General features: G+C 71.9%; 22 protein-coding genes, 1 tRNA gene and 1 rRNA gene. 11 read left to right on the top strand and 13 right to left on the bottom strand.

From position 1 onward, the window contains the following. Window positions 1-16: 16 nt before the first annotated feature. From EUA93_RS20845 to EUA93_RS20835, 3 genes are read right to left on the bottom strand one after another with little or no spacing between them, the layout of a single operon-like run. On the bottom strand, window positions 17-757 hold the full coding sequence (locus tag EUA93_RS20845; protein ID WP_129402277.1) for a zinc ribbon domain-containing protein: 741 nt from the start codon (window positions 755-757) through the stop codon (window positions 17-19). A 40-nt stretch (window positions 758-797) separates the two neighbouring features. Then, window positions 798-1,916: a Nif3-like dinuclear metal center hexameric protein gene (locus EUA93_RS20840; RefSeq protein WP_129402276.1), complete on the bottom strand. Its 1,119-nt coding sequence runs from the start codon at window positions 1,914-1,916 to the stop codon at window positions 798-800. Between the two features lie 38 nt (window positions 1,917-1,954). Further along, entirely contained in the window at window positions 1,955-3,505 is a 1,551-nt protein-coding gene (locus tag EUA93_RS20835) for an AMP-binding protein (protein ID WP_129402275.1), read from the bottom strand. A gap of 116 nt (window positions 3,506-3,621) precedes the next feature. On the opposite strand from EUA93_RS20835, the gene EUA93_RS20830 reads away from it, so the two are divergent. The 3 genes from EUA93_RS20830 to EUA93_RS20820 are packed head-to-tail and all read left to right on the top strand — an operon-like array spanning window position 3,622 to window position 6,015. Next, the gene (locus EUA93_RS20830; RefSeq protein WP_129402274.1) at window positions 3,622-3,936 is read left to right on the top strand and encodes a hypothetical protein; all 315 of its coding nucleotides are present in this window, start codon (window positions 3,622-3,624) and stop codon (window positions 3,934-3,936) included. Then, window positions 3,905-5,362 (top strand): sensor histidine kinase, encoded by a 1,458-nt coding sequence (locus EUA93_RS20825; RefSeq protein ID WP_165355255.1) that lies wholly within the window; start codon window positions 3,905-3,907, stop codon window positions 5,360-5,362. The genes EUA93_RS20830 and EUA93_RS20825 overlap by 32 nt, the downstream gene beginning before the upstream one ends. Next, complete coding sequence (locus tag EUA93_RS20820) at window positions 5,347-6,015, top strand: response regulator transcription factor (RefSeq protein ID WP_129402272.1); 669 nt, start codon at window positions 5,347-5,349, stop codon at window positions 6,013-6,015. The genes EUA93_RS20825 and EUA93_RS20820 overlap by 16 nt, the downstream gene beginning before the upstream one ends. A 6-nt stretch (window positions 6,016-6,021) precedes the next feature. On the opposite strand, the gene EUA93_RS20815 is transcribed toward EUA93_RS20820, so the two are convergent. The 6 genes from EUA93_RS20815 to EUA93_RS20790 form a co-directional block, all read right to left on the bottom strand. Next, entirely contained in the window at window positions 6,022-6,903 is an 882-nt protein-coding gene (locus EUA93_RS20815) for a serine/threonine-protein kinase (protein WP_129402271.1), read from the bottom strand. A gap of 31 nt (window positions 6,904-6,934) precedes the next feature. Next, entirely contained in the window at window positions 6,935-7,336 is a 402-nt protein-coding gene (locus EUA93_RS20810; RefSeq protein ID WP_129402270.1) for a hypothetical protein, read from the bottom strand. 114 nt (window positions 7,337-7,450) lie between these two features. After that, window positions 7,451-7,525: transfer RNA gene (locus EUA93_RS20805), tRNA-Val, on the bottom strand. A 191-nt stretch (window positions 7,526-7,716) separates the two neighbouring features. Continuing rightward, window positions 7,717-8,202: a peroxiredoxin gene (locus EUA93_RS20800; protein WP_129402269.1), complete on the bottom strand. Its 486-nt coding sequence runs from the start codon at window positions 8,200-8,202 to the stop codon at window positions 7,717-7,719. Further along, window positions 8,199-9,839, bottom strand: a complete 1,641-nt coding sequence (locus EUA93_RS20795) for an AMP-binding protein (RefSeq protein ID WP_129402268.1) — start codon at window positions 9,837-9,839, stop codon at window positions 8,199-8,201. Before EUA93_RS20795 ends, EUA93_RS20800 begins: the two co-directional genes overlap by 4 nt. Then, a complete protein-coding gene (locus EUA93_RS20790; protein WP_129402267.1) occupies window positions 9,836-10,264 on the bottom strand; it encodes a DUF3052 domain-containing protein in 429 nt (142 codons plus the stop codon). Before EUA93_RS20790 ends, EUA93_RS20795 begins: the two co-directional genes overlap by 4 nt. A gap of 205 nt (window positions 10,265-10,469) precedes the next feature. On the opposite strand from EUA93_RS20790, the gene aceE reads away from it, so the two are divergent. Next, complete coding sequence (aceE, locus tag EUA93_RS20785) at window positions 10,470-13,250, top strand: pyruvate dehydrogenase (acetyl-transferring), homodimeric type (RefSeq protein ID WP_207208884.1); 2,781 nt, start codon at window positions 10,470-10,472, stop codon at window positions 13,248-13,250. A 63-nt stretch (window positions 13,251-13,313) separates the two neighbouring features. Here aceE and EUA93_RS20780 read toward each other — a convergent pair whose 3' ends face one another. Then, window positions 13,314-14,261: an alpha/beta fold hydrolase gene (locus EUA93_RS20780; protein ID WP_129402266.1), complete on the bottom strand. Its 948-nt coding sequence runs from the start codon at window positions 14,259-14,261 to the stop codon at window positions 13,314-13,316. A gap of 250 nt (window positions 14,262-14,511) precedes the next feature. Between EUA93_RS20780 and EUA93_RS20775 the strand changes: the two genes are divergently transcribed. From EUA93_RS20775 to EUA93_RS20745, 7 genes are all read left to right on the top strand, one after another. After that, a complete protein-coding gene (locus EUA93_RS20775) occupies window positions 14,512-15,684 on the top strand; it encodes a PucR family transcriptional regulator (protein ID WP_129402265.1) in 1,173 nt (390 codons plus the stop codon). A 102-nt stretch (window positions 15,685-15,786) separates the two neighbouring features. Then, window positions 15,787-16,971: an acyltransferase domain-containing protein gene (locus EUA93_RS20770; RefSeq protein WP_129402264.1), complete on the top strand. Its 1,185-nt coding sequence runs from the start codon at window positions 15,787-15,789 to the stop codon at window positions 16,969-16,971. Next, window positions 16,971-17,984 carry a beta-ketoacyl-ACP synthase III gene (locus tag EUA93_RS20765; protein ID WP_090970052.1) on the top strand — a complete coding sequence of 338 codons (1,014 nt, stop codon included), beginning with the start codon at window positions 16,971-16,973 and terminating at the stop codon, window positions 17,982-17,984. The genes EUA93_RS20770 and EUA93_RS20765 overlap by 1 nt, the downstream gene beginning before the upstream one ends. A 75-nt stretch (window positions 17,985-18,059) precedes the next feature. Then, complete coding sequence (locus EUA93_RS20760; protein WP_056599877.1) at window positions 18,060-18,305, top strand: acyl carrier protein; 246 nt, start codon at window positions 18,060-18,062, stop codon at window positions 18,303-18,305. Window positions 18,306-18,400: 95 nt separating this feature from the next. After that, window positions 18,401-19,651 (top strand): beta-ketoacyl-ACP synthase II, encoded by a 1,251-nt coding sequence (gene fabF, locus EUA93_RS20755; RefSeq protein WP_129402263.1) that lies wholly within the window; start codon window positions 18,401-18,403, stop codon window positions 19,649-19,651. Beyond that, window positions 19,651-21,081: an acyl-CoA carboxylase subunit beta gene (locus tag EUA93_RS20750; protein WP_129402262.1), complete on the top strand. Its 1,431-nt coding sequence runs from the start codon at window positions 19,651-19,653 to the stop codon at window positions 21,079-21,081. The genes fabF and EUA93_RS20750 overlap by 1 nt, the downstream gene beginning before the upstream one ends. Before the next feature lie 94 nt (window positions 21,082-21,175). Beyond that, window positions 21,176-21,640: a hypothetical protein gene (locus EUA93_RS20745; protein WP_129402261.1), complete on the top strand. Its 465-nt coding sequence runs from the start codon at window positions 21,176-21,178 to the stop codon at window positions 21,638-21,640. A 3-nt stretch (window positions 21,641-21,643) separates the two neighbouring features. Here EUA93_RS20745 and EUA93_RS20740 read toward each other — a convergent pair whose 3' ends face one another. The 3 genes from EUA93_RS20740 to rrf form a co-directional block, all read right to left on the bottom strand. After that, window positions 21,644-22,171 (bottom strand): DUF3145 domain-containing protein, encoded by a 528-nt coding sequence (locus EUA93_RS20740; RefSeq protein ID WP_476703587.1) that lies wholly within the window; start codon window positions 22,169-22,171, stop codon window positions 21,644-21,646. 171 nt (window positions 22,172-22,342) lie between these two features. Next, window positions 22,343-23,344: a tetratricopeptide repeat protein gene (locus EUA93_RS20735; protein ID WP_129402260.1), complete on the bottom strand. Its 1,002-nt coding sequence runs from the start codon at window positions 23,342-23,344 to the stop codon at window positions 22,343-22,345. Window positions 23,345-23,480: 136 nt separating this feature from the next. Next, window positions 23,481-23,550: ribosomal RNA gene (gene rrf / locus EUA93_RS22360) — 5S ribosomal RNA — on the bottom strand; the annotation flags it as partial.

The following is a 23,550-nucleotide window of genomic DNA, read 5'->3' as shown; positions in this document are numbered from 1 at the left end:
CAGGTCAGGGAGCCGCTCAGAGACCCGACTCGTCGGTGCGCACCAGGATGCGCTGGCACTCCTCGCACCGGACGACGTCGTCGGCCGGCGTCGACCGGATCCGCGAGATCTCCGACGGGTCGAGCGTCATGTTGCAGCCGCCGCACTGGCGACCCCTCAGCAGCGCGGCGCCGATGCCCTTCTGCTCGCGCAGCCGCTCGTAGAGCGCCATCAGGTCGTCGGGCACGCCCTCGACCGCCGGACCGCGGGCGGCGCCGACCTCGTCGAGCTGGGAGTCGAGGGTCACCCGCTTCTCGTCGCGCGCGGTGACCAGCTCACCGAGCCTCGCGTCGATGTCGTCGGCTCGGATCCCGAGGCCGTCGAGCACCTGCTGGGCCTCCTCCAGCGACTCCATCACCTCGAGCTCGGAGTCCTCCAGCGAGGCGATCCGCCGCTCGAGCGAGACCAGCTCGTGCTGCATCCGCTCGAGGTCCTTCGGGTTCGTGATCTGGCCGGTGTCCATGCGGTTGCGGTCGCGCTCGCGACGCGTCTTGACCTGCTCGACCTCGCGGTCGGCCTTCACCTGCTCCACCGTGAGGTCGTCGACGACGATGCGTGCGTCGCGGACCTTGTCGGTCAGCTCGGTGCGCTCGGCCTCGAGGGTGGCGATCTCGGCCAGCTCGGGCAGGTGCGCCCGCTGGTGGCGCAGCTGCGCGGCACGCGAGTCGAGCTCGGCGACGTCGAGGAGCTTGAGCTGGTGGGTGGGATCGGCCTTCAACGGCTCTCCTGCTTCGGGGCTGGCTGGATCAGGGGTGGGGCTAGTGGCGGAACGTCCACGGATCGGTGCACAGCGTGCTGACCCGGGTCTCGACCCTATCGCCCACCGCCGCGCGCAGCCGAGCCTCCACCGCCGGGAGCCAGGTCCACTCCGCCGCCCAGTGCGCGACGTCGACGAGCGCCGGGCCGTCGTGCTCGAGGAACTCCCCCGCCCGGTGATGGCGCAGGTCGCTGGTGACGTAGACGTCGACGTCGCTGCCGGCCAGCTCGTCGAGCAGGAAGTCGCCCGCACCGCCGCACACCGCGACCCTGCGCACCGGCCGTGTCGGGTCGCCCGCGACGCGGACGCCGTGGGCCGTGCTCGGCAGCGAACGTGCCACCTTCGCCGCGAACCGGTCCAGCGTCGTCGCCTCGACCGTCCCGACCCTGCCGGTGCCCGTGGCGGCCAGGCCGGGGTCGGCGAGCGGGATGACGTCGAAGGCCGGCTCCTCGTAGGGGTGGGCGGCCAGCAACGCCCGCACGAGTGCCGTACGACGACCACGCGGCGCCACCACCTCGATGCGCGTCTCGTCGACCACCTCCAGCTCCCCGACCGAGCCGACCGCCGGCGTGGCGCCGTCGAGCGGGCGGAAGCGACCCTCGCCGGCCGTCGACCAGGAGGCGGAGTCGTAGTCGCCGATGCGACCGGCGCCCGCCTCGTGCAGCGCGGTGCGCACCGCCTCGGCCGCGTCGACCGGGACGAGGACGACGACCTTGTCGAGCGGAGCCGCCGGTGCCGGCCGGATCGGTGACAGGTCGGTGAGCCCGAGTGCGAGCGCCAGTGACTCCGACACCCCGGAGACGGCCTGGTCGGCGTTGGTGTGCGCGGTGAGGAGTGCGCAGCCGTGGGACGTGAGGTGGTGCAGCGTGCGCCCCTTCGGCGTCGTCGCCGCCACCGAGCTCACCGGCGAGAGCAGGAGCGGGTGGTGGACGACGAGCAGGTCGGCGCCCCACTCCACGGCCTCGCGCGCGACGTCGATCGTCGGGTCGACGGCGAACAGCACCTTCGTCACCGCTGCGGTGGGGTCGCCCGCGACCAGCCCGACGGCGTCCCACGAGTCGGCGGTGGACGGTGGGTACCAGGAGTGCAGCAGGTCGACGACGTCGGCGAGCGAGGGCATGCGCGAAGGCTAGCCGGACCGTGGGGCGGGCTGACCGGCTAGTTGACCTGGCGCTCCTGCCCCTCCCAGTAGGGCTGGCGCAGCTTGAACTTCTGCAGCTTGCCGGTCGCGGTGCGGGCCAGCTCGTCGCGGAACTCGATCGACGTCGGCGCCTTGTAGCCGGCGGCCTTGTCCTTGCACCAGGCGATCAGCTCGGCCTCCATGTCCGTGGCGTCCGCGCCGTCCGCGAGCACGACGAGCGCCTTGATGGTCTCGCCCCACTTCTCGCTCGGCACCCCGATGACCGCGACCTCCGAGACCGCCGGATGCGAGAACAGCACGTCCTCGACCTCGATCGAGGACACGTTCTCGCCGCCGGTGATGATCACGTCCTTCTTGCGGTCGCTGATCGACAGGTAGCCGTCCTCGCCGATCACGCCGCCGTCGCCGGTGTGGAACCAGCCGTCGCGCAGCGCGGCACCGGTCTCGTCGGGACGCTCCCAGTAGCCCTCGAGGATCACGTTGGACCGCGCCAGGACCTCGCCCGCCCCCTCCTCCGAGTCGTCCACCCGGAGCCGTACGCCGATGGCCGGTGCGCCGGCCCGCACGAGCTTGTGCGCGCGCTCCTCGGCCGACAGGTCGTCCCACTCGGACCGCGACCGGTTGACCGTCAGCAGCGGCGAGGTCTCGGTGAGGCCGTAGATCTGGACGAACTCCCAGCCGAGCTCCTCCTCGACGCGCACCACCGTCTTCGTCGGCGGTGGGGCGCCAGCCATGATGATCCGCACCCGGTCGCGGCCGGGGATCTCGCCGTCCCAGTCCTGGGCCGCCTCCAGCACCGCCGCGGCGACGGCCGGGGCCGCACACATCACGGTGACGCCGTACTGCTCGACGCGGCGCAGGATCTCCGCGCCGTCGACCTTGCGGAGCACCACCTGCGGGACGCCGAGCCCGGTCATCGCGAACGGCATCCCCCAGCCGTTGGCGTGGAACATCGGCAAGGTGTGGAGGTAGACGTCGCGGTCGGTGACGCCGGCGTGGAGGCCGAAGGTCACCGCGTTGGTCCAGAGGTTGCGGTGCGTGAGCTGCACGCCCTTGGGACGCGCGGTCGTGCCCGAGGTGTAGTTGATCGTCGCCGTCGCGTTCTCGTCGGGCTCCCACGCACGCGGCTCGACGCCGGGTGCGGCGAACATCGAGTCGTCGTCGCCGATCACGAACCTGTGCTCGACGTCGATGTCCTTCAACGAGTCGACGAGCTCGGGATCGACGTAGAGCACCCGTGCTCCCGAGTGCGCGACGATGTAGGAGATCTCGTCGGGGCGCAGCCGGAAGTTGATCGGCACCAGCACCCGCCCCGAGCCGCTGACGCCGAAGAACGACGTGAGCAGGCGCGCCGAGTTGTGGCTGACGATCGCCACGCGGTCGCCGACCTCGATGCCGAGCTCGTCGAGCCTGGCCGACTGCCGGCGCGCGAGGGCGTGGGCCTCGGCGTAGGTGAGGGTGCCGAGCGAGTCGGCCGGCTGGTCCGGCTCGTCGACGATGCCGTCGCGCTCGCCGTAGACGACCGCTGCGCGCTCGATGAAGTCGGTGACGCTGAAGGGGACGATCATGGGGGCAACTGTGGCACGCGTCACGCGGCTGGACGAGAGGCCGGACGAGCGGGTCGATGAGAGGCCTCTCATCCGGGTCTCATGCCGGCGCCACGATCTGCTCCGAGCATCGGGGCATGGGACCGCTGACCAAGGGACTCCTCCTGGTGGCCGTCGTCGTCCCCGTGACGGCGTACGTCGCCACGACGGTGGCGAGCCCGACGGGACCCCGGCCCGCCGACCACAGCCCGGTCATCCTGCGCGACGCGCCCACCGGTACGCCGGACCCGACACCGGAGCCGGTCAGGCCCGAGCCGTCGAGGAACGAGCCCGCCGAGGTCGTGACGCCACAACCGACCCCCATCGGGGAGGATGACGACGACGAGTGGGACGACGACCCCGACGACGACCGCGAGGACGATGACACCGAGACGGAGCAGGACGACGACTGACCGTGCCGGCCGCCGTCTCGCCCAGGTCTCCGTCCGCACCCGGATCACCGTCGTCATCGCCGTGCTCACGGCGGCCGCGATGACCGGGGCCGGCGGGCTGGTCTACGCCCTCGAGTCCGCCCGCATCGAGCGCCAGGTCAACGCCCAGATCGCCCAGGAGATCGCGGAGTTCCGCGAGCTGCAGGGACAGATCGACCCCTACACCGGTCGTCGCTTCGACGACGTCGGGAGCCTGCTCAACGTCTTCCTCACCCGCAACGTCCCCGACGACGACGAGATGCTCGTCGGCTACGTCCGCGGCGAGATCCCCGAGCGCACCCGCAACCGCTACGGCCAGGAGGTGCTCGACGAGCCGGCCTTCGACGCGGCCGTCCGGGACCTTGCCCGCTCCGGCGGCACCCGGATCATCGAGTCCGCCTCGTTCGGGGAGACCTGGGTGACGGTGGTGCCGGTGCTGAACACCCAGGGCCGGGGCGCGCTGGTCATCGTGAACTTCCTCGCCGACGAGCACGACGAGCTCGACGGGACCCTGCGGACCTACGCCCTCGTCGCGCTCCTCTCGCTCGGTCTCATCACGACCATCGCCGCCTTCCAGTCCGGACGCCTGCTCGCGCCGCTGCGCACCCTGGAGTCGACGGCGCGCGAGATCACCGCGACCGACCTCTCGCGCCGCATCCCCGAGCAGGGCAACGACGACATCACCGCGCTCACCCGCACCCTCAACGGGATGCTCGAGCGGCTGGACTCCGGCTTCGCAGCGCAGCGACGGTTCCTCGACGACGCCGGCCACGAGCTCAAGACACCGCTGACGGTGCTGCGCGGCCACCTCGAGCTGCTCGACGCCGGCGACGCCGCCGAGCTCGCCGAGACCCGTGAGCTGCTGCTCGACGAGGTCGACCGGATGTCGCGCCTCGTGCAGGACCTCATCCTGCTCGCCAAGAGCCGCCGGCCGGACTTCCTCGTCGAGGGCGAGGTCGACCTCGACGTCCTCACCCAGTCGGTGCTCGCGAAGGCCAGGGCGCTCGGTGACCGCGACTGGCGGCTCGACTCCTCGGCCACCGGCGCGGCGGTGCTCGACGAGCAGCGCATCACCCAGGCTCTGCTCCAGCTGGCCGACAACGCCGTGAAGCACACCGACCCCGGCGCCGAGATCGCCATCGGCTCCGACCGCGACGGCGACGTCGTACGACTCTGGGTGCGCGACACCGGCGAAGGCATCGCCCCGGAGGACCGCGAGGCCGTGCTCGAGCGGTTCGGCCGCAGCCACGTGCGCGCGGGCGACGACGGCTTCGGGCTCGGCCTCAGCATCGTGCGCGCGATCGTCGACGCCCACGGCGGCGAGGTCCGCATCACCGACTCCCACCCCAGGGGCGCGCACGTCGAGATCACCCTCACCAGCAAGGAGTCCCCGTGGCCCAGATCCTGATCGTGGAGGACGAGCAGCGCATCGCCTCGTTCGTGGCCAAGGGCCTGCGCGCCGAGGGCCACCAGCCGACGGTCGCCGTCGACGGCCCGAGCGGCCTCGACGAGGCGCTCTCGGGTCGCTTCGACCTCATGGTGCTCGACATCGGCCTGCCCGGCATGGACGGCTTCGAGGTGCTCGACCAGCTCCGGTCGCAGGGCAGCCGGATGCCGGTCATCGTGCTCACCGCGCGTGACTCGGTCACCGACACGGTCGCCGCGCTCGACAACGGCGCCGACGACTACATGGCCAAGCCGTTCCGGTTCGCCGAGCTGATGGCGCGGGTCCGGCTCCGGCTCCGCGCCCTCGCGCCGGCCGACGGGCCGACCACCGGCGACGACCTCGTGGTGGGTGCGCTGCGCCTGGACCGTCGTACCCGCCGCGTCTCCGGACCTCAAGGCGAGCACGAGCTGTCCGCGCGCGAGTTCGCGCTCGCCGAGATCTTCCTGCTCAACCCCGGCCAGGTGCTCACCCGTGAGCAGCTGCTCGACCTGGTGTGGGGCTACGACTTCGACCCCGGGTCCAACGTCGTCGACGTCTACGTCGGCTACCTCCGCAAGAAGCTCGGTGGCACCGCGATCGCGACGGTGCGCGGGGTCGGCTACCGGCTCACCTGACCCGGCTCACCTGACCCGGAAGGCCGCCAGCGACCCGCGCGGCAGGCCGGCCAGCACGGGCTCGAGCGCGTCGGCGACCTCGTGCGGCAGGGGCCGACGGTCCGGGTCGCGCTGCAGGCAGGCGTCGAGCACGTCCGCGACCGGACCCGGTACGCCGTCGGGCAGCGGCCCGGGCGCCTGGACCAGCTGCGGGAAGCGGAGTCGTACGTCGTCCGCGTCGGGGTCGCCGTGCGCGAAGGGTCGCCGCCCCGCGACGGCGTGGAACAGCGTGGCGCCGAGGCCCCAGACGTCGGCGGCGTACGACGGTGCGTGCTCGCCCGTCGGGTCCGCCTGCTCGGGCGCCATGTAGGCGTCGGTGCCGATCGGGTGCCGCAGCCGGCGGGCGTCCTCCTCGAGCCGGGCGACCGACAGGTCGATCAGCCGGGCCGGGGCGCCCATGATCACGTTGCTGGGCTTGATGTCGAGGTGGGTCCAGCCGAGGTGGCGCAGGTAGTGCAGTGCCGACGCGACGTCGATCGCCAGCGGGAGGTACTGCTGCTCCTGCAGCCGGCCGTGGCGCCGGACCAGGCTGGAGAGCCGCGGCCCGTCGACGTGCTCGAGGACGACGTGCGGTCGCTCGCCGTCCTGGCCGTCGCGGAGGCTGCGGACCACGACGGGGTGGTTGACCGTGCGGAGGGCGAGCACCTCCCGGCGCAGCCCGCGCCGGGAGGACTCGTCGTCGACCTGCGAGGGACGGAGCACCTTGACCACCACCGCGGACCAGGTGACCTCGTCGAAGCACAGCCACGCCTCGTAGGCGGACCCGCCGCCGAGCCGGCGCAGCGCGCTCAGCCCGGGAGCCAGGTCCTCGCCCTCGGCGAGCTTCCAGCCGTCGTCGCGCGTGCCCATCTGCGTGCTCCTGCGTCCCGTCCGGCGTCCGTCAGCCGCGCGTGTCGTTGCGGCTGCGGTCGTTGGTGTTGTTGGCGGTCTTGTCGCGGGTCCTGTCGCCACCGTCGCGCGTCCAGTCGCGGGTCTTGTCGCCCCGGCTCTTGTCGCGGTCGCGGCTGACGTCGGTCACCCGGCTGTTGGTCTGGTCGTTGGTGTCGCGGCTCTGGCCGGTGTACGACGGGCTGTTGGTGCGGGTGTCGTCGTTGTCGTCGTCGTTGTCGTTGGTGTCGTCATCGTCGTCGTCGGCGACCAGCACCAGCTCGGCGGTGTCGTCCTCACGCTTGGCGGCCTCGTCCGAGGCGGTCGCCAGCGTCGGGGTCGACATCGCGACCAGGCCGGCGGCCGTCATGCCGGCGACGCCCAGGAGGGCGGTGGGAAGGAGCTTCCTCATCATGGTTCCTCTCGTCGGGGGCCTTCTGGCCCGGTGACGAGAACACTCACGGGGCGCCGTGAGCGAGGCGTGAGCCGCCGATGAGAGGCCTCTCACGAGGCCGACGAGCAGGGGTGCTGGTGCGTCGGGACGGTTTCGAACCGCCGACCGCTCGGGTGTAAACCGAGTGCTCTACCGCTGAGCTACCGACGCGGGAGTGGCACAGACTACGGGACCGCATGTGCCGGGAGAAAACACCGGATCGACAGGTCAGGACCGTGGCAGGAAATGAGTTGAGCCGCTGGCGTCTCGGGTCACCAGCGGCTCAACAAGAAGAAGGTTACACGCATCCCCAAGGCCGTCAGGCGAAACCCGGAAAACCCGTGGAAATGCTCCAGAACGGTCTAGACCGGAGCGTCGGCGACGGCTGCGTGGAGCTCGCGGAGGTGCTCGTCGAGGTCGCGACCGTCGGGGTTCGCGTTGTGCACCGACCAGGTGAGCCGGCCGTCGCGGTCGATGACGTAGGACGAGCGACGCGGGGCGCCGCGACCGGTGTCGAACACCTCGTAGGCCGTCGACACGGCGCCGTGCGGCCAGTAGTCGGAGAGCAGCGGGAAGTTGAGCCCCTCGCTCTCGGCGAAGGTGCGCAGCGAGTAGACCGAGTCGCACGAGACGCCGAGGACCTCGGTGTCGAAGGTGAGGAACTCGTCGAGCCGGTCGCGCACGCCCGACATCTCGCCGGTGCACACCCCGGTGAAGGCGAAGGGGAAGAACATCAGCACGACCGCCTTGCGGCCGCGGAAGTCGCCGAGGTGGACGTCCTGCCCGAACTGGTCGCGAAGGGTGAAGTCGGGTGCCTCGTCGCCGATGCACAGTCCCTTGCCGGTCACGCCTGCTCCTTGCCGTCCTGTTCCTTCTCCCAGCCGGCGAGCTCCCGCTTGAGGATCTTGCCGGTGGCGTTGCGTGGCAGCTCGTCGAGGAACACGATCTCGCGCGGCACCTTGAACCTGGCCAGGTGGGCCTTCACGTGGTCACGCAGCTCGTCCTCCGACACGTCGCCGGTGCGCACCACGAAGGCGCGCAGGCGCTGACCATAGTCCTCGTCGACGACACCGACGGCAGCGACCTCCTGCACGAGCGCGTGGGCGACCAGGCAGTCCTCGACCTCCTGCGGGAAGACGTTCTCGCCACCGGACACGATCATGTCGTCGTCGCGGCCCGCGACGTGGAGACGACCGGCGTCGTCGTAGTAGCCGACGTCGCCCGAGGCCATCAGCCCGTCGACGACCTCCTTGGACCCGCCGTTGGTGTAGCCCTCGAAGAGCAGGCCGTTGCCGACGAAGATCCGGCCGGTCTCGCCCTGCGGCAGCTCGGCGCCGGCCTCGTCGAGGATGCGGACGACGGTGCCGTGGGGCGGCCTGCCCGCCGAGGTCGGGTCGGCGCGCAGGTCCTCCGGCGTCGCGATCGAGGCGTAGGCCACCTCGGTGGAGCCGTAGATGTTGTAGAGGTTCTCGCCGAAGCGGTCCATCCAGGCCTCGGCGAGGGTCGCCGGCAGGGCCGATCCGGACGAGGCGACCACCTGCACGCGGCCCAGGTCGATGCCGTCGAGCTGCTCGGGCGGGAGCTGGAGCATCCGCTGCAGCATCACCGGGATCACCACCATCGACTGGCAGCGCTCCGCCTGCGCGGTGCGGAGCGCGGTGAGCGGGTCGAACGAGCGGCGCAGCACGACCGTCGAGCCCAGCAGCATCGCGAGCGCGAGGTGCGCGAAGCCCCACGTGTGGAACAGCGGTGCCGCGATGTGGGTGCGCCAGCCCGCCCGCAGGGGCATCCGCGACAGGAGCGACACGGCCGCGTCGATGCCGGCCTCCTTGCGCGGGGCGCCCTTCGGTGAGCCGGTCGTCCCGGAGGTGAGGATCACGATGCGCGCGTGCCGCTGCGGCGGCTGGAGGTCGCCCTCGTCGTACGCCGTCACCAGCCGCTCCAGGGTCTCCTGGCCGTCGGCGTCGCCGTCGGTCCAGGCGATGACCCGGCGCTCGACGTGGGCGCCGGCGAGCAGGCCGGTGAACTCCTCGTCGTGGACGACCATGCTGGGCGCCTCGCGCTGCAGCACGTCGACGAGCTGCGGTCCGGCGAACGCGGTGTTGAGGTAGAGGATGTCGGCGCCGAGCTTGGCGATCGCGACCGAGGCGTCGATGAAGCCGCGGTGGTTGCGGCACATGACCGCGACCGAGTCGCCCTCGCCGACACCTCGCTCGGCCAGCGCCCGCGCGAGGGAGTTCGAGCGCCGGTGCAGCTCGCCCCACGTCAGCTCGCCGAGCTCGTCCACGACGCCGACGTCGTGGGGAGCCCGCGCCGCGAGGGTCGCGAAGCCGCCGGCCGGGCCGGTGCCCCACCGCAGGACGACGCGTCCTACGTCGACGAGGGTGCGCGGGCCGTAGGGGCGGATCACGCCCGCGCCGCCGAGGACGCGCACGGTGGTGCCGACCCCGGCGAGCCGACCCGCGATGTTCCTGGCAGCCGTCACGCGGGGGTCTTCGGCGCGACCAGCCGGGTGGCCTGCCAGTCCTTGCTGACCGAGGCGGTGGTGGTCTGCGCGAGCCCGGCGATCGGGGCTGCCTCGGAGACGTCGGCGGCGTCGACGGTGCCGGGGCGGCCGACCTTCGGGGTAAGCAGCCAGATCGACCCGCCGCCGACGAGGTCGGTCAGGGCGTCCACGAGCCCGTCAACGAGGTCGCCGTCGTCGTCGCGCCACCAGAGCAGGACGGCGTCGACCACGTTGCCGTAGTCGCCGTCCACCATGTCGGCGTCGATCGTGTCCTCGACCGCGACGCGCAGCTCGTCATCGGTGTCGTTGTCCCAGCCGAGCTCCTGGACCACCATGCCGGGCTTGAGCCCCAGCCGGTCGCCGGTCCCGGTCGCCGGGGCAGAGTCGCCCACCGTCGAACTCACGCAGTGCCTCCAGTGCTCGAACAATCCTGACTGTGCGCGTGGCCCGCGCACGGTTGCCGCACAGTCCACAGGAACAGAGCAGGCGCCGCAACCCCGCCGCCCGGCGTACGGCCCGCGCGGGCGGCGACGTGGGCGCCGTCTCACGGGCGGGGGCGCTACCCGTGGGTAGATTTCGTGGTGGCTGGTCGCGTGACACGATGCACTCGTGAGTGACGCCGACAAGTCCAGCAAGAGCCCCGTCGCCTCGGTGATCCACGAAGGGCTCCCCACCCAGCTGCCCGACATCGATCCCGACGAGACCCAGGAGTGGCTCGCGTCGTTCGACGCGATGCTCGACGACCGGGGTCGCGACCGGGCCCGCTACGTGATGCTGCGCCTCCTCGAGCGCGCGCGCGAGAAGCAGGTCGGCGTCCCGGCCCTGCGCTCGACCGACTACATCAACACGATCCCGCCCGAGCGCGAGCCGTGGTTCCCCGGTGACGAGGACGTCGAGCGCCGCATCCGCGCCTTCATCCGTTGGAACGCCGCGGTCATGGTCTCCTCGGCCAACCGCAAGGGCCTCGAGGTCGGCGGCCACATCGCCACCTACCAGTCCTCGGCGAGCCTCTACGAGGTCGGCTTCAACCACTTCTTCCGCGGCAAGGACCACGAGGGCGGCGGCGACCAGCTCTACATCCAGGGCCACGGCTCGCCGGGCGTCTACGCCCGCGCGTTCCTCGAGGGCCGCCTCAGCGAGGAGCAGCTCTACCGCTTCCGCCAGGAGGTCCAGCACGGCCAGGGCGCCGGCCTGCCGTCGTACCCCCACCCGCGGCTCATGCCCGACTTCTGGGAGTTCCCGACGGTGTCGATGGGCCTCACGGCCATCAACTCCATCTACCAGGCCCGCTTCAACCGCTACCTCGACAACCGCGGCATCAAGGACACCTCGCAGCAGCACGTGTGGGCGTTCATGGGCGACGGCGAGATGGCCGAGCCCGAGTCGCTCGGCGCGATCCGAGTCGCGGCCCGCGAGGAGCTCGACAACCTCACCTGGGTGATCAACTGCAACCTGCAGCAGCTCGACGGCCCGGTCACGGGCAACGGCAAGATCATGCAGGAGCTCGAGGCCAACTTCCGCGGCGCCGGCTGGAACGTCATCAAGGTCGTCTGGGGCCGCGAGTGGGACGCCCTGCTCGCCAAGGACATGGACGGCGCCCTGGTCAACCGGATGAACTCCACGCCGGACGGGCAGTTCCAGACCTACTCCACCGAGGACGGCGCCTACGTCCGCGAGCACTTCTTCGGCAGCGACCCGCGCCTGCGCAAGATGGTCGAGCACATGAGCGACCAGCAGATCGAGAAGCTCCCTCGCGGCGGCCACGACTACCGCAAGGTCTATGCCGCGTTCGACGCCGCGACCAAGCACACCGGTCAGCCGACGGTGATCCTGGCGCACACCATCAAGGGCTGGACGATCGACGCCCTCGAGGGCAAGAACGCCACGCACCAGATGAAGAAGCTCACCCTCCCGGACCTCAAGAAGTTCCGCGACCGGCTCTACCTGCCGATCAGCGACCGTGACCTCGAGGAGTCCTACGAGAAGACCGGCGGCGCGCCGTTCTACCACCCGGGCGCCGACTCCACGGAGATCGAGTACATGCTCGAGCGCCGCAGGGCCCTCGGTGGCTCGATCCCGCGCCGGGTCAACCGGGCGACCGCGCTCAAGCTGCCCGGCGACGAGCTCTACGCCGAGCTGAAGCAGGGCTCGGGCAAGAACAAGTTCGCCACCACCATGGCGGCGGTCCGCCTGCTGCGCGACTGGATGAAGGACCCCGAGATCGGCGACCGCCTGGTCCCGATCGCGCCCGACGAGTACCGCACGTTCGGCATGGACTCGATGTTCCCGAGCGCCAAGGTCTACAACCCCGGCGGCCAGCAGTACGAGTCGGTCGACCGCAAGATGCTGCTCTCCTACAAGGAGTCCGCGCAGGGCCAGATGCTGCACGAGGGCATCTCCGAGGCGGGCGCGATGGCGTCGGCGACCGCGGCCGGGTCGTCGTACTCCACGCACGGCGAGCACATGATCCCGTTCTACATCTTCTACTCGATGTTCGGGTTCCAGCGCACCGGCGACTCGATCTGGGCGATGGCCGACCAGCTCTCGCGCGGCTTCCTCATCGGCGCCACCGCCGGTCGCACCACGCTGACCGGTGAGGGCCTGCAGCACGCCGACGGCCACTCGCCGCTCCTTGCGGCGACCAACCCCGCGGTCGTGCACTACGACCCCGCGTTCGCCTACGAGATCAGCCACATCATGCAGAACGGCCTCGAGCGGATGTACGGCACCGGTGGCCCGGCGGGCCAGGGCGAGGACCTGATCTACTACATCACCGTCTACAACGAGCCGGTCTCGCAGCCGGCCGAGCCGGAGGACGTCGACGTCGAGGGCATCCTCAAGGGCATCCACCGGGTCTCCACCGCCGACGGTGAGGGCCCGCGGGTCCAGCTGCTCGCCTCCGGCGTCGGCTACCCGTGGATCAACGACGCCGCGCGGATCCTGGCCGAGGACTGGGGCGTGCAGTCCGACCTGTGGTCGGTCACGTCCTGGAACGAGCTGGCCCGTGACGGTGCCGCCGCCGAGCAGTGGAACCTGCTCAACCCCGGCGAGCAGCGTCGCACCGCCTACGTCAGCGACAAGCTCGCTGGCGCCAGGGGACCGGTCGTCGCGGTGTCCGACTACATGCGGGCCGTCCCGCTGCAGATCGCGCGCTGGGTCCCCGGTGACTACCGGGTCCTCGGCGCCGACGGCTTCGGCTTCGCCGACACGCGTCCCGCTGCCCGCCGGTTCTTCCACATCGACGCCGTCAGCGTCGTCGTCCAGGCCCTCCAGGCCCTGGCCGACGCCGGCGAGCTCCCGGTGGAGAAGGTCGTCGAGGCAGCCGAGCGCTACAAGATCGACGACCCGACCGCGACCAAGGACATCAAGCAGGAGGGCGGCGACGCCTGAGGTCTCGCGCGAGGCGTGACGACACCAGCGTGACGACCGACGGAGCCCGTCTGAGGATCTTCCTCAGGCGGGCTTCGCGCGTCGCACGGCGTGCACGGGCGAGCGCGGCGACTCCCCGGCCCCGGCGTGGACAGGCGTGACCGGAGCCCCCTGGTCCAGCAGCTCACGCCAGCGCTCGGCGTCGTACCGGCTCGGCTCGGTGGACCGCATGAAGTCGCGCACGATCTTCACGAACCGCTGCGGGTGGTCCTTGTGCGGGAAGTGCCCCGCGTTGGGGATCACCTCGACGCGGGCGGTCGGCGCGAGCGCGCTGGCGTTGCTGGCGTGGGCGACCGGGATGACCAGGTCGTCGGCGCCCCAGATCACGCACATCGGCATCGCCTCGGTGAGGTAGGCGCGGTCGGCCATCGTGACGATCTGGCCGCGCCAGTCGACCACCGAGCGGACGACGTGCCTGATCGCGGCACGCGCCCGGGGGTCGGCGAAGGTCTCGTAGATCGAGGCGACCTCGTCGAGGTCGCGCAGCTGGCTCACACCCGTGCGCGCGAGCAGGCGCAGGGCGGCGGTCGTCGGCCGACGCACGAGGGGCGTGGTCAGTACCCCCATCGCCTGCTGGAAGCCCGGTGTCGTGATCACGCGGATCGCGGGCGAGACGTCGGGGCCCAGTCCGCCGGAGCTGACCAGCACGAGGCGCTCGGTGCGCTCGGGGAACTGGTAGGCGAACTGCATCGCCACTCCCCCGCCGAAGCTGTGCCCGACCACCGTCACGGTGTCGATCCCGAGGACGGTGAGCAGGTCGCGCATGCCGTTGGCGTAACCGCCGACGCTGTAGTCGGCCCGCGGCTTGTCGGACTCCCCGTGCCCGAGCAGGTCGGGCGCGATGACCGTGTGGGTCCGGGCCAACGAGGCGATCACGGGCTCCCAGGTGGTGTGGTCGCAGGCCAGCCCGTGCAGCAGCAGGACGGCCGTACCCGAGCCGGCGCGCACGAAGGCGCGTCGGTGGCCGTGCACGACGACGTGCTCGACCTGGGGTCTGGTGCGCCGGGCCAACGCGACCTCCGTGTCTTCGGGGGCAGACAGGACAGATCCCGGATTCAACCACGCGGGGTCCCGCCGCGTCCGGGGGACGTCGACGCCGTTCTGCCTCCCGTGACCCGACGGTTGCCGGGTCGTGGCCGTGCAGTGCCCGCGAGTGCCACGCACGGCTTCGTGGGAATCCCACTACCGGTGCCGACCGGTGCCGTCCGACTACAGTCGTCCCATGCCCCCGTCCAGACGCCGCGCCGCGGACGCGCTGCGCAACTCGACGGGCGCCCTCAGCACGGCCGCGACGGGCCGGATGTCGAGCGACCTGCCGTGGTTCGACGACCTCAGCGCGCAGGACCGGTCCTGGGTCGGGCTCATCGTGCAGGCCGGCATCCGCGGCTTCGTCGACTGGTACGACCGCGAGGTCACGGCCTCGGCGCACGACCCCCTCGACGTCGTCGTCTTCGGCGCCGCGCCCCGCGAGCTGACCGGTGTCATCTCGCTCCAGCAGACCGTCGAGCTGGTGCGGCTCAGCATCCGGGTCGTGGAGACCACGATCGACGACCTCCTCGACCCCGAGGACGCCGGCGAGGTCCACGGCGCGGTCCTCCTGTACGCCCGCGAGGTCGCCTTCGCCACGGCCGCCGTCTACGCCCGCGCAGCCGAGTCGCGCGGCGCCTGGGACGCCCGGCTCGAGGCGCTCGTCGTCGACGCCGTCGTCCGGGCCGAGACCGACGAGTCGGTGCTCTCCCGCGCCAGCGCGCTCGGCTGGGGCGCCCACGGCGACGTCGCCGTCGTGCTCGGGTCCGTGCCGCCCCACCGTGCGGAGCTCGACGTCTTCGAGTCCGTACGCCGTTCCGCGCGCACCGCCGACATGGACGCACTGTGTGCCACGCAGGGCGACCGGCTGGTCGTCGTGCTGGGCGGCGTGGCCGACCCGCTCAAGGCCGCCACGCACCTGATCGACCACTTCGGGGCCGGCCCGGTCGTCGTCGGCCCGGTGACCGCCGACCTCGCCCACGCCTACGCCTCCGCGCGCGACGCCCTGTCGGCGCACCGGGCCGCCAGCGGCTGGCCCGACGCGCCCCGCCCGGTCGCCAGCCGGGACCTGCTCCCCGAGCGTGCGCTCGCCGGCGACGGGCACGCGCGCCGCCACCTCGTCGACGAGGTCTACCTCCCGCTGGTGGCCGCCCGCGGCACCCTGCTCGAGACGCTGGCCGCCTGGTTCGAGCACGGCTCGTCGATCGAGGGCACAGCTCGCGCGCTCTTCGTCCACCCCAACACGGTCCGCTACCGGCTGCGACAAGTCGCCGACACCACCGGATGGTCGCCGACCCGGCCGCGGGAGGCGTTCGCGCTCCAGCTGGCCCTCATCCTGGGTCGCCAGTCAGGTCGTACGGAGCCCTAGGCGTGCCGCCGCGCGAACTGTAGGAACCCTACAAGGTTCGGGGGGTGACTTTCGTCGGCGTCGGACCCGCGCCGCGGGCGCCGGACCCGGCAGAGTGGACCTGTGCTCGTCATCGTCGCTCCCGGTCAAGGGGCCCAGACCCCCGGTTTCCTCACCCCCTGGCTGGAGGACCCCACCTTCGCCGCACGGTTCGACTGGCTGGCGACCGTCGCCGGCATCGACCTGGCCCACTACGGCACCGAGGCCGACGCCGACACCATCCGCGACACGAAGATCGCGCAGCCGCTGCTGGTCGCGACCGGCCTGGTCGCGGCCCTCGACCTCTTCCCCCACCCGGCCGACGCGTTCGCGCGGATCGGCGCGGTGGCCGGGCACAGCGTCGGCGAGCTGACCGCCGCCGCCGGCGCGCGCGTGATGACCGCCGAGCAGGCGATGGTGCTGGTGCGTGAGCGGGGCAACGCGATGGCCGGCGCTGCCGCGACCACCGCCACCGGCATGACCGCGGTGCTCGGCGGCGACCGCGAGGAGGTGCTCGCCACGATCGAGCGCCACGGACTGACCCCCGCCAACGACAACGGTCCCGGCCAGGTGGTCGCGGCCGGCACCCTGGACCAGCTCGCCGCCTTCGCCGAGGACGGGCCCGAGAAGGCGCGGCTGATGCCGCTGAGCGTCGCGGGCGCGTTCCACACGACCCACATGGCCCCCGCCGTCGACCGACTCGCCTCGCTGGCCCGCTCGGTGTCGACCCACGACCCGCGCACGCCGGTCATCTCCAACCGCGACGGCCAGGTCGTCCACGACGGGCGCGAGGTGCTGCGCCGCATCGTCGGCCAGATCGCCAACCCGGTCCGCTGGGACCTGTGCCTGGAGACGATGAGCGACCTCGGCGTCACCGGCATCCTCGAGATGCCGCCGGCCGGCACGCTCACCGGCATCGCCAAGCGCGCGCTCAAGGGTGTGGAGACCTTCGCCCTCAAGACGCCCGACCAGCTCGACGCCGCCCGCGACTTCTGCGACAAGCACGGCGAGGCCTCGATGATCGAGACCACCCCGACCTGGCGGATGGTGGTCTCACCGGCCAAGGGCACGTTCCACCTCGCCTCGGAGGCGGTCGAGCGTGACGTCCTGGCCCCCGGTACGACGATCGGCGCCGTCGCCAGCCTGCGCGACCGCACCGACATCACGGCGCCGCACGGCGGCTCGGTCGTCGAGTGGCTCGTCGAGGACGGTGACCTGGTCTCCCCGGGCCAGCCCCTCCTGCGGCTCCACCCCGAGGCGACGCACTGATGGCCGCCATCTCGGGCGCCGTCGGCGCCCCGCACGCACGCATCATGGGCATCGGCGCCTACCGCCCCTCGCGCCTGGTCCCCAACTCCGAGGTCGTCGACGCGATCGACTCCAGCGACGAGTGGATCCAGCAGCGCTCCGGCATCCGGACGCGCCGCTTCGCCACGCCCGAGGAGACCATCCAGGTGATGAGCGTGGCGTCCTCGCGCATCGCGATCGAGCGCGCCGGGATCAGCCCCGAGCAGATCGACTGCGTCGTGGTCGCCACCGTGAGCCACCTGCTCCAGACCCCGGCCATCGCGCCGGCGATCGCGCACGAGCTCGGCACCGGCAACGCGGCGGCCTTCGACATCTCCGCGGCCTGCGCAGGCTTCTGCCACGGCGTGTCGCTGGGCGCCGACATGGTGCGGGGCGGCAGCGCCCGCCACGTCCTCGTCATCGGCGTCGAGCGGCTCTCCGACATCACCGACATGACCGACCGTGGCACGGCGTTCATCTTCGCCGACGGCGCCGGCGCAGTGGTGATCGGACCCAGCGAGACCCCGGGCATCGGTCCTGTCGTGTGGGGCTCCGACGGCGAGGCCTACGACTACATCCGCCAGCGCGAGGACTGGCGCGACGTGGTGGGCTCCGAGGACTCCCCCGGCTCCGGCGTGATGCCGCACCTCACCATGCAGGGCAACCCGGTCTTCCGGTGGGCGTCGTTCACCATGTCCAAGGTCGCCGTCCAGGCCCTCGAGGCGGCCGGGGTCGCCCCCGAGGACCTCGACGTCTTCGTCCCCCACCAGGCCAACATGCGCATCATCGACGCGATGGCGCGCTCGATGAAGCTGCCCGCGTCCGTCCGCATCGGTCGCGACGTCGCCGACCAGGGCAACACCTCGGCCGCGTCGATCCCGCTCGCGCTCGACCGGATGATCGCCGAGGGAGACGCCCGCAGCGGCGACACCGCGCTCCTGATCGCCTTCGGAGCAGGGCTGGCCTACGCCGCCCAGGTCGTCACCGTCCCCTGATCTGCACCACCCGCACAGCCCGCACAGCCCACCCGGATCCACCCCGAGATCCACCCAAGAAGAAGGGAAGGCCCCATGGCCACCACCGAAGAAATCCGCGCCGACCTCGCTGACATCGTCAACGAGGTGGCCGGCGTCGACGCCGACGACGTCCAGCTGGACAAGTCCTTCGTGGACGACCTCGACGTCGACTCGCTCTCCATGGTCGAGGTCGTCGTGGCCGCCGAGGAGAAGTTCGGCGTGACCATCCCCGACGACGAGGTCAAGAACCTCAAGACCGTCGGCGACGCCGTCGCGTTCATCGAGCGCTCCCAGGGCTGAGAGCCCTCCCCACGTCACGGGTGGCCGGCGTCCAGCCCGGCCCCCGTGACCCAGGAACATCCCCACCCCGCGAACGAGAACGGAACCCCCATCAGATGCCCTCGACCCGCGTAGTCGTCACCGGCCTCGGCACCACCTCCCCCGTCGGAGGGGACGTCCCCTCCACGTGGCAGGCCCTGCTGTCCGGCACCTCCGGCATCGCGCGCCTGACCGACGAGTGGGTCGACCAGCTTCCGGTGAAGATCGGCGGGCGGGTCGCCGTCGAGCCGTCCGAGGTCCTCGAGCGGGTCAAGGCCCGCCGCCTCGACCGCTCCAGCCAGTTCGCGATGGTCGCCGCCGACCAGGCCTGGGCCGACGCCGGTCTCGAGGGCTCCGGGCTCGAGCCCGAGCGCCTCGCCGTGGCCCTCGCCTCCGGCATCGGTGGCGTCACCACGCTCCTCGCCAACTACGACACGCTCCTCGAGAAGGGCGCCCGCCGGGTCTCGCCGCTCGCGGTGCCGATGCTCATGCCCAACGCCCCCGCCGCCAACGTGAGCCTGAAGTACGGCGCCCGCGCCGCGGTCCACGCGCCCACGTCCGCCTGCGCCTCGGGCAACGAGGCCATCGCCATGGCGATCGACATGATCCGCCTCGGCCGCGCCGACGTCGTGCTCGCCGGCGGCACCGAGGCCGCGATCCACCCGCTCCCGATGGCTGCCTTCGCCAACATGATGGCGCTGTCGAAGACCGGCACCGACGACGACCGCGATCCCGCGACGGTCTCGCGTCCCTGGGACTCCGGTCGCGACGGGTTCGTCCTCGGCGAGGGCGGCGCCGTGCTGGTCCTCGAGTCCGAGGAGCACGCCCGCGCGCGCGGCGCGAAGATCTACGCCGAGGTCCGCGGCGCCGGCATCAGCAACGACGCCCACGACATCGCCCAGCCCGACCCCGAGGGTCGCGGCGGCACCCGTGCCATCAAGATGGCCCTGCGCGAGGGCGACGTCGACCCGGCCACGGTCGTCCACGTCAACGCCCACGCCACCTCGACGCCCAAGGGCGACATCGCCGAGGGCCTCATGCTCCACGCCGTGCTCGGCGAGCACGTCGACCGCTGCGTCGTCACGAGCACGAAGTCGATGACCGGTCACCTCCTCGGTGGCGCCGGCGCGCTCGAGGCCGTCGCGACCGTGATGGCACTGCACGACCGGGTCAGCCCACCCACGATCAACCTCGACGACAAGGACCCCGAGGTCGAGCTCGACATCCCGACCGAGAGGCGCGACCTCCCGGCGGGCGACATCGTGGCCCTCAACAACTCCTTCGGCTTCGGCGGCGCCAACGTCGCCGTCGCGTTCGGATCGATCTGATGACCACCACCGCCGCCAAGCCGGCCCGGCTCCCCCGCGAGGACGACCCGCGCAACCCGGTGCACCGGCTCACCGCGCTCCTCGACGAGGGCACGCTCGAGCTGATCACCCCCGACGACGAGTCCGGCATGCTCGCCGCCGTCGGCCGGGTCGACGGCACCCAGGTCGTCGCCTTCTGTAGCGACGCCACCGTGATGGGCGGCGCGATGGGCGACGTCGGCTGCCGCGTGGTCGTCGACGCCTACCACCGCGCGCTGACCGACGGCGTGCCGATCATCGGTCTCTGGCACTCCGGCGGCGCCCGTCTGGCCGAGGGGGTGCTCTCGCTGCACGCGGTCGGTCGCATCTTCCAGGTGATGACCCAGGCCTCCGGCGTGATCCCGCAGGTCTCCGTCGTGCTCGGCCCCGCCGCAGGTGGCGCCGCCTACGGTCCGGCGCTCACCGACGTCGTCATCCTCGGCCCCGAGGGACGCATCTTCGTGACCGGACCCGACGTGGTCCGCTCGGTCACCGGCGAGGACGTCGACATGCTGCGCCTGGGCGGTCCCGAGCCGCACGGCCGTCGCTCCGGCGTCGTCCACATCCTCACCGACTCCGAGCGCGAGGCGCTCGACAAGGCACGCACCGTGGCCTCGCTCCTCGGCGCCCAGGGCAGCCTCGCGGCCGACTCCGTCGAGGACCGCGACCTCGGCGCCCTCCTGCCCGAGTCCAAGAAGCGTGCCTACGACGTGCACCCGCTCGTCGACGGCCTGCTCGACGAGGGCACCATGCAGGAGCTCCACGCGCGCTGGGCGCCTAACATCGTCACCGCGCTGGGCCGCTTCGGCGGGCGCACGGTCGGCGTGGTCGCCAACAACCCGCTGCGCCTCGGTGGGTGCCTCGACTCCCTCTCGGCCGAGAAGGCCTCCCGCTTCGTGCGGATGTGCGACGCCTTCGGGGTCCCGCTGGTCGTCCTCGTGGACGTCCCGGGCTACCTCCCCGGCGTCGGCCAGGAGTGGGACGGAGTCGTACGCCGCGGGGCCAAGCTGCTGCACGCCTTCGGGGAGTGCGTGGTCCCGCGGGTCACGCTCGTGACGCGCAAGACCTACGGCGGCGCCTACATCGCGATGAACGCCCGCTCGCTCGGCGCCACCCGCGTCTTCGCGTGGCCGGGCGCCGAGGTGGCCGTCATGGGCGCCGTGGCCGCCATCCGGATCCTGCACCGCCGCAAGCTCGCCGAGGTCTCCCCCGAGATCCGCCCGCAGGTCGAGGCCGAGCTGGCCACCGAGCACGAGCGCATCGCCGGCGGCGTCGACAAGGCGGTCGAGATCGGGGTGGTCGACGAGGTCGTCGAGCCCACCCGCACCCGCAGCGCGATCGCGCAGGCCATGCGCCAGGAAATCGACACCGCGGGCGTACGCCGCGGACACCACGGCAACATCCCGCTCTGAGCATGACGACGCCCCGGCGCCCCTCAGGGGCACCGGGGCGTAACGCACGTCACACCACCTCGTTGGGCAGGTGAACCCCTCGGAGGTGTCTGCCGTGCCCCACCTGCTCGCTGCCGCTGCGCTGGTCGCCACCGGCCTGCTCCCGCTGCCGCCGCTGCCGATCCCCGGCCTGCCGACGACGGATCCCACCACCGAGCCGACGCCGCCTGCTCAAGAGGTCGTGCTCTCGGGCGCCCTGGACGCGCCCGACGGCCGGCTCAAGAGGGGGTGCAAGGACTACCGCTACGCCTACTCGGTCACCACGGAGACCGAGGACTGGACCTTCGACATCACGATGCAGGACAGCGCCGGCAAGGGAGTGAACTCCCAGTCCCTCATCGGGCCGAACGACGCGACCTCGGGGGTCCTGCAGTTCCGCCTGTGCCAGCGGGCGACCAGGCCGGGCACGTTCACCCTGGCCGGCGAGCTCACGGCCTACGAGGGTTACTCCGACGAGACGTCGGTCGCCGTGTCGGACGCCTTCACGCTGCGCAGGACGAAGAGCCGCAAGGACCGCTGAGGCTCACACCACCTGGTGCAGCCAGCGCACCGGTGCGCCCTCGCCTGCGTGGCGGAAGGTCTCGAGCTCGTCGTCCCACGGCTTGCCGAGGAGGTGGTCGATCTCGAGCAGCAACGTGGTGTCGCCGAGGGCGGCCTTGACCACGGCCGCCTTGAGGCGGTCCTCGGGGATCAGGATGTCGCCGTGCGGCCCGGTGATGGCGTGGAAGATCCCCAGGTCGGGCGTGCAGGAGAAGCGGGTGCCCTCCGTCGACGACGTGGGCTCCTCGGTGATCTCGAAGCGCAGGTGGTTCCACCCGCGCAGCGCCGACGCCACCGCAGCGGCAGTCCCCGCGGAGCCGCTCCAGGAGAGCTCGGCGCGGTAGGACCCCGGCTGGGCAGGCTGAGGCGTCCAGTCGAGCGAGACGGCAACTCCGAGGACTCCGCCCACGGCCCACTCGATGTGCGGGCAGAGTGCAGAGGGAGCAGAGTGCACGTAGAGAATGCCCCTCGTCGCCGGACCGTCCGGACGGGAAGCAATGCGTGTGGTCACTGAGACCTCCTTGAGTTCCGACGCTCCAGATGCGCCTTCCCCAGCGTTCTGTCGTCAGTGCTCAACAAGAGTCGAGTGACACGTATGTGATTAGTGGATCCATTGTGACCCATGTGGCGCCCGAACGCCAGCACAACGCCACGCACGCGGACGCGACGTCGCGGGCGAGGATCAGGACTGTCGACGCTCGATCAGGTCCGCGCGCTCGGCGGCGTCGGTGAGCTCGTCGGAGTCGATGGCGTGGGTGCGGTGGAACCAGGCCAGGGCGTCGGCCTCGCGCCCCGCCGCCTCGAGCGTGTCGGCGTACGCGTACCGCAGCCGCACCACCCAGGACTGCCTGCTCTTCGACGTCAGCGGAGCCAGCTCGAGCGTGCGCAGCGAGGCGTCCAGCTGGCCCATGTCGCGGCGGGCACCGGCCTCGACGAGCGTCATCTCGGCCTTGGCCTCGGAGCTGAAGTTCGCGACCGAGGGGCTCTTGGCAAGCTTGATCGCCTGCTCCGGGTTGCCCAGCGCACGGTGGCAGTCCGCCATGATCGGCAGGTAGTCGGTCGCGCCGTTCATCCGCTTCGCGGCGCGGAGCTCGGCGAGTGCCTCGGCGTAGTGGCCGGCGGCGTACGCCGTCTCCCCCGCCGCTTCGCGCACGACGGCGATCCGGGAGGCGCGTGCCCGCGCGGCCAGCGCGTGGCGGTAGGCCAGCTCCGGGTCGTCGTCGATGAAGGCACCAGCGGCGGCCAGGTGGCGGGCCACGCGTGCGGCGAGCTTCTCGGGCAGGCCCTTCAGCTGCGCGCGCACGCCCCGGTCGAGCTCGGCACCCGTGATGCCCTCGGGCAGGTCGGGGCCGTCGTACGCCGCCTGGTCGGCCGTGCGGGGCCTCTCCTCAGCGCGCGGCCGGAACGCCTTCTGCGACGAGCTGGACGGGCGCTTGCCGTCGGACTTGCCCTGGTAGCCGCCGCGGGAGGAGCCACCCTTGCCACGCGCCGCGTCGTCGCGTGGGCCGCGACCTCGGGAGTCACCTCGGGAGTCACCGCGGGAGTCGCCTCCGCGGGACGAACCGCCGCGCGAGGACTCACCACGGGAGGACGACGATCCGCCCCGGGCGCCACCGGACGAGCCTCCTCGTCCGCCGCCCTGTCCGCCTCGCGACGGACGCTGTCCACGACGGTCCTCGGCCACAGCCGATCACTCCCTCTTCAGATCTTCGACGCAGGTGCCTGCGTGCTCGGCCCCCGCCTTCGGGGCCACGGTACTCAACAGCACCGTGAAATGGAGCAGAGGCCACCAGGTGTCTGGTGGCCTCTGCCAAATGTTTGTCCGGCGGCGTCCTACTCTCCCACAACCTCTCGGTTGCAGTACCATCGGCGCTGAAAGGCTTAACTTCC

Source organism: Nocardioides oleivorans, from assembly GCF_004137255.1.
Taxonomy (GTDB): domain Bacteria; phylum Actinomycetota; class Actinomycetes; order Propionibacteriales; family Nocardioidaceae; genus Nocardioides; species Nocardioides oleivorans.
The sequence above is the reverse complement of the archived record's forward strand: the minus strand, read 5'-3'. Positions and strand labels throughout refer to the sequence as shown.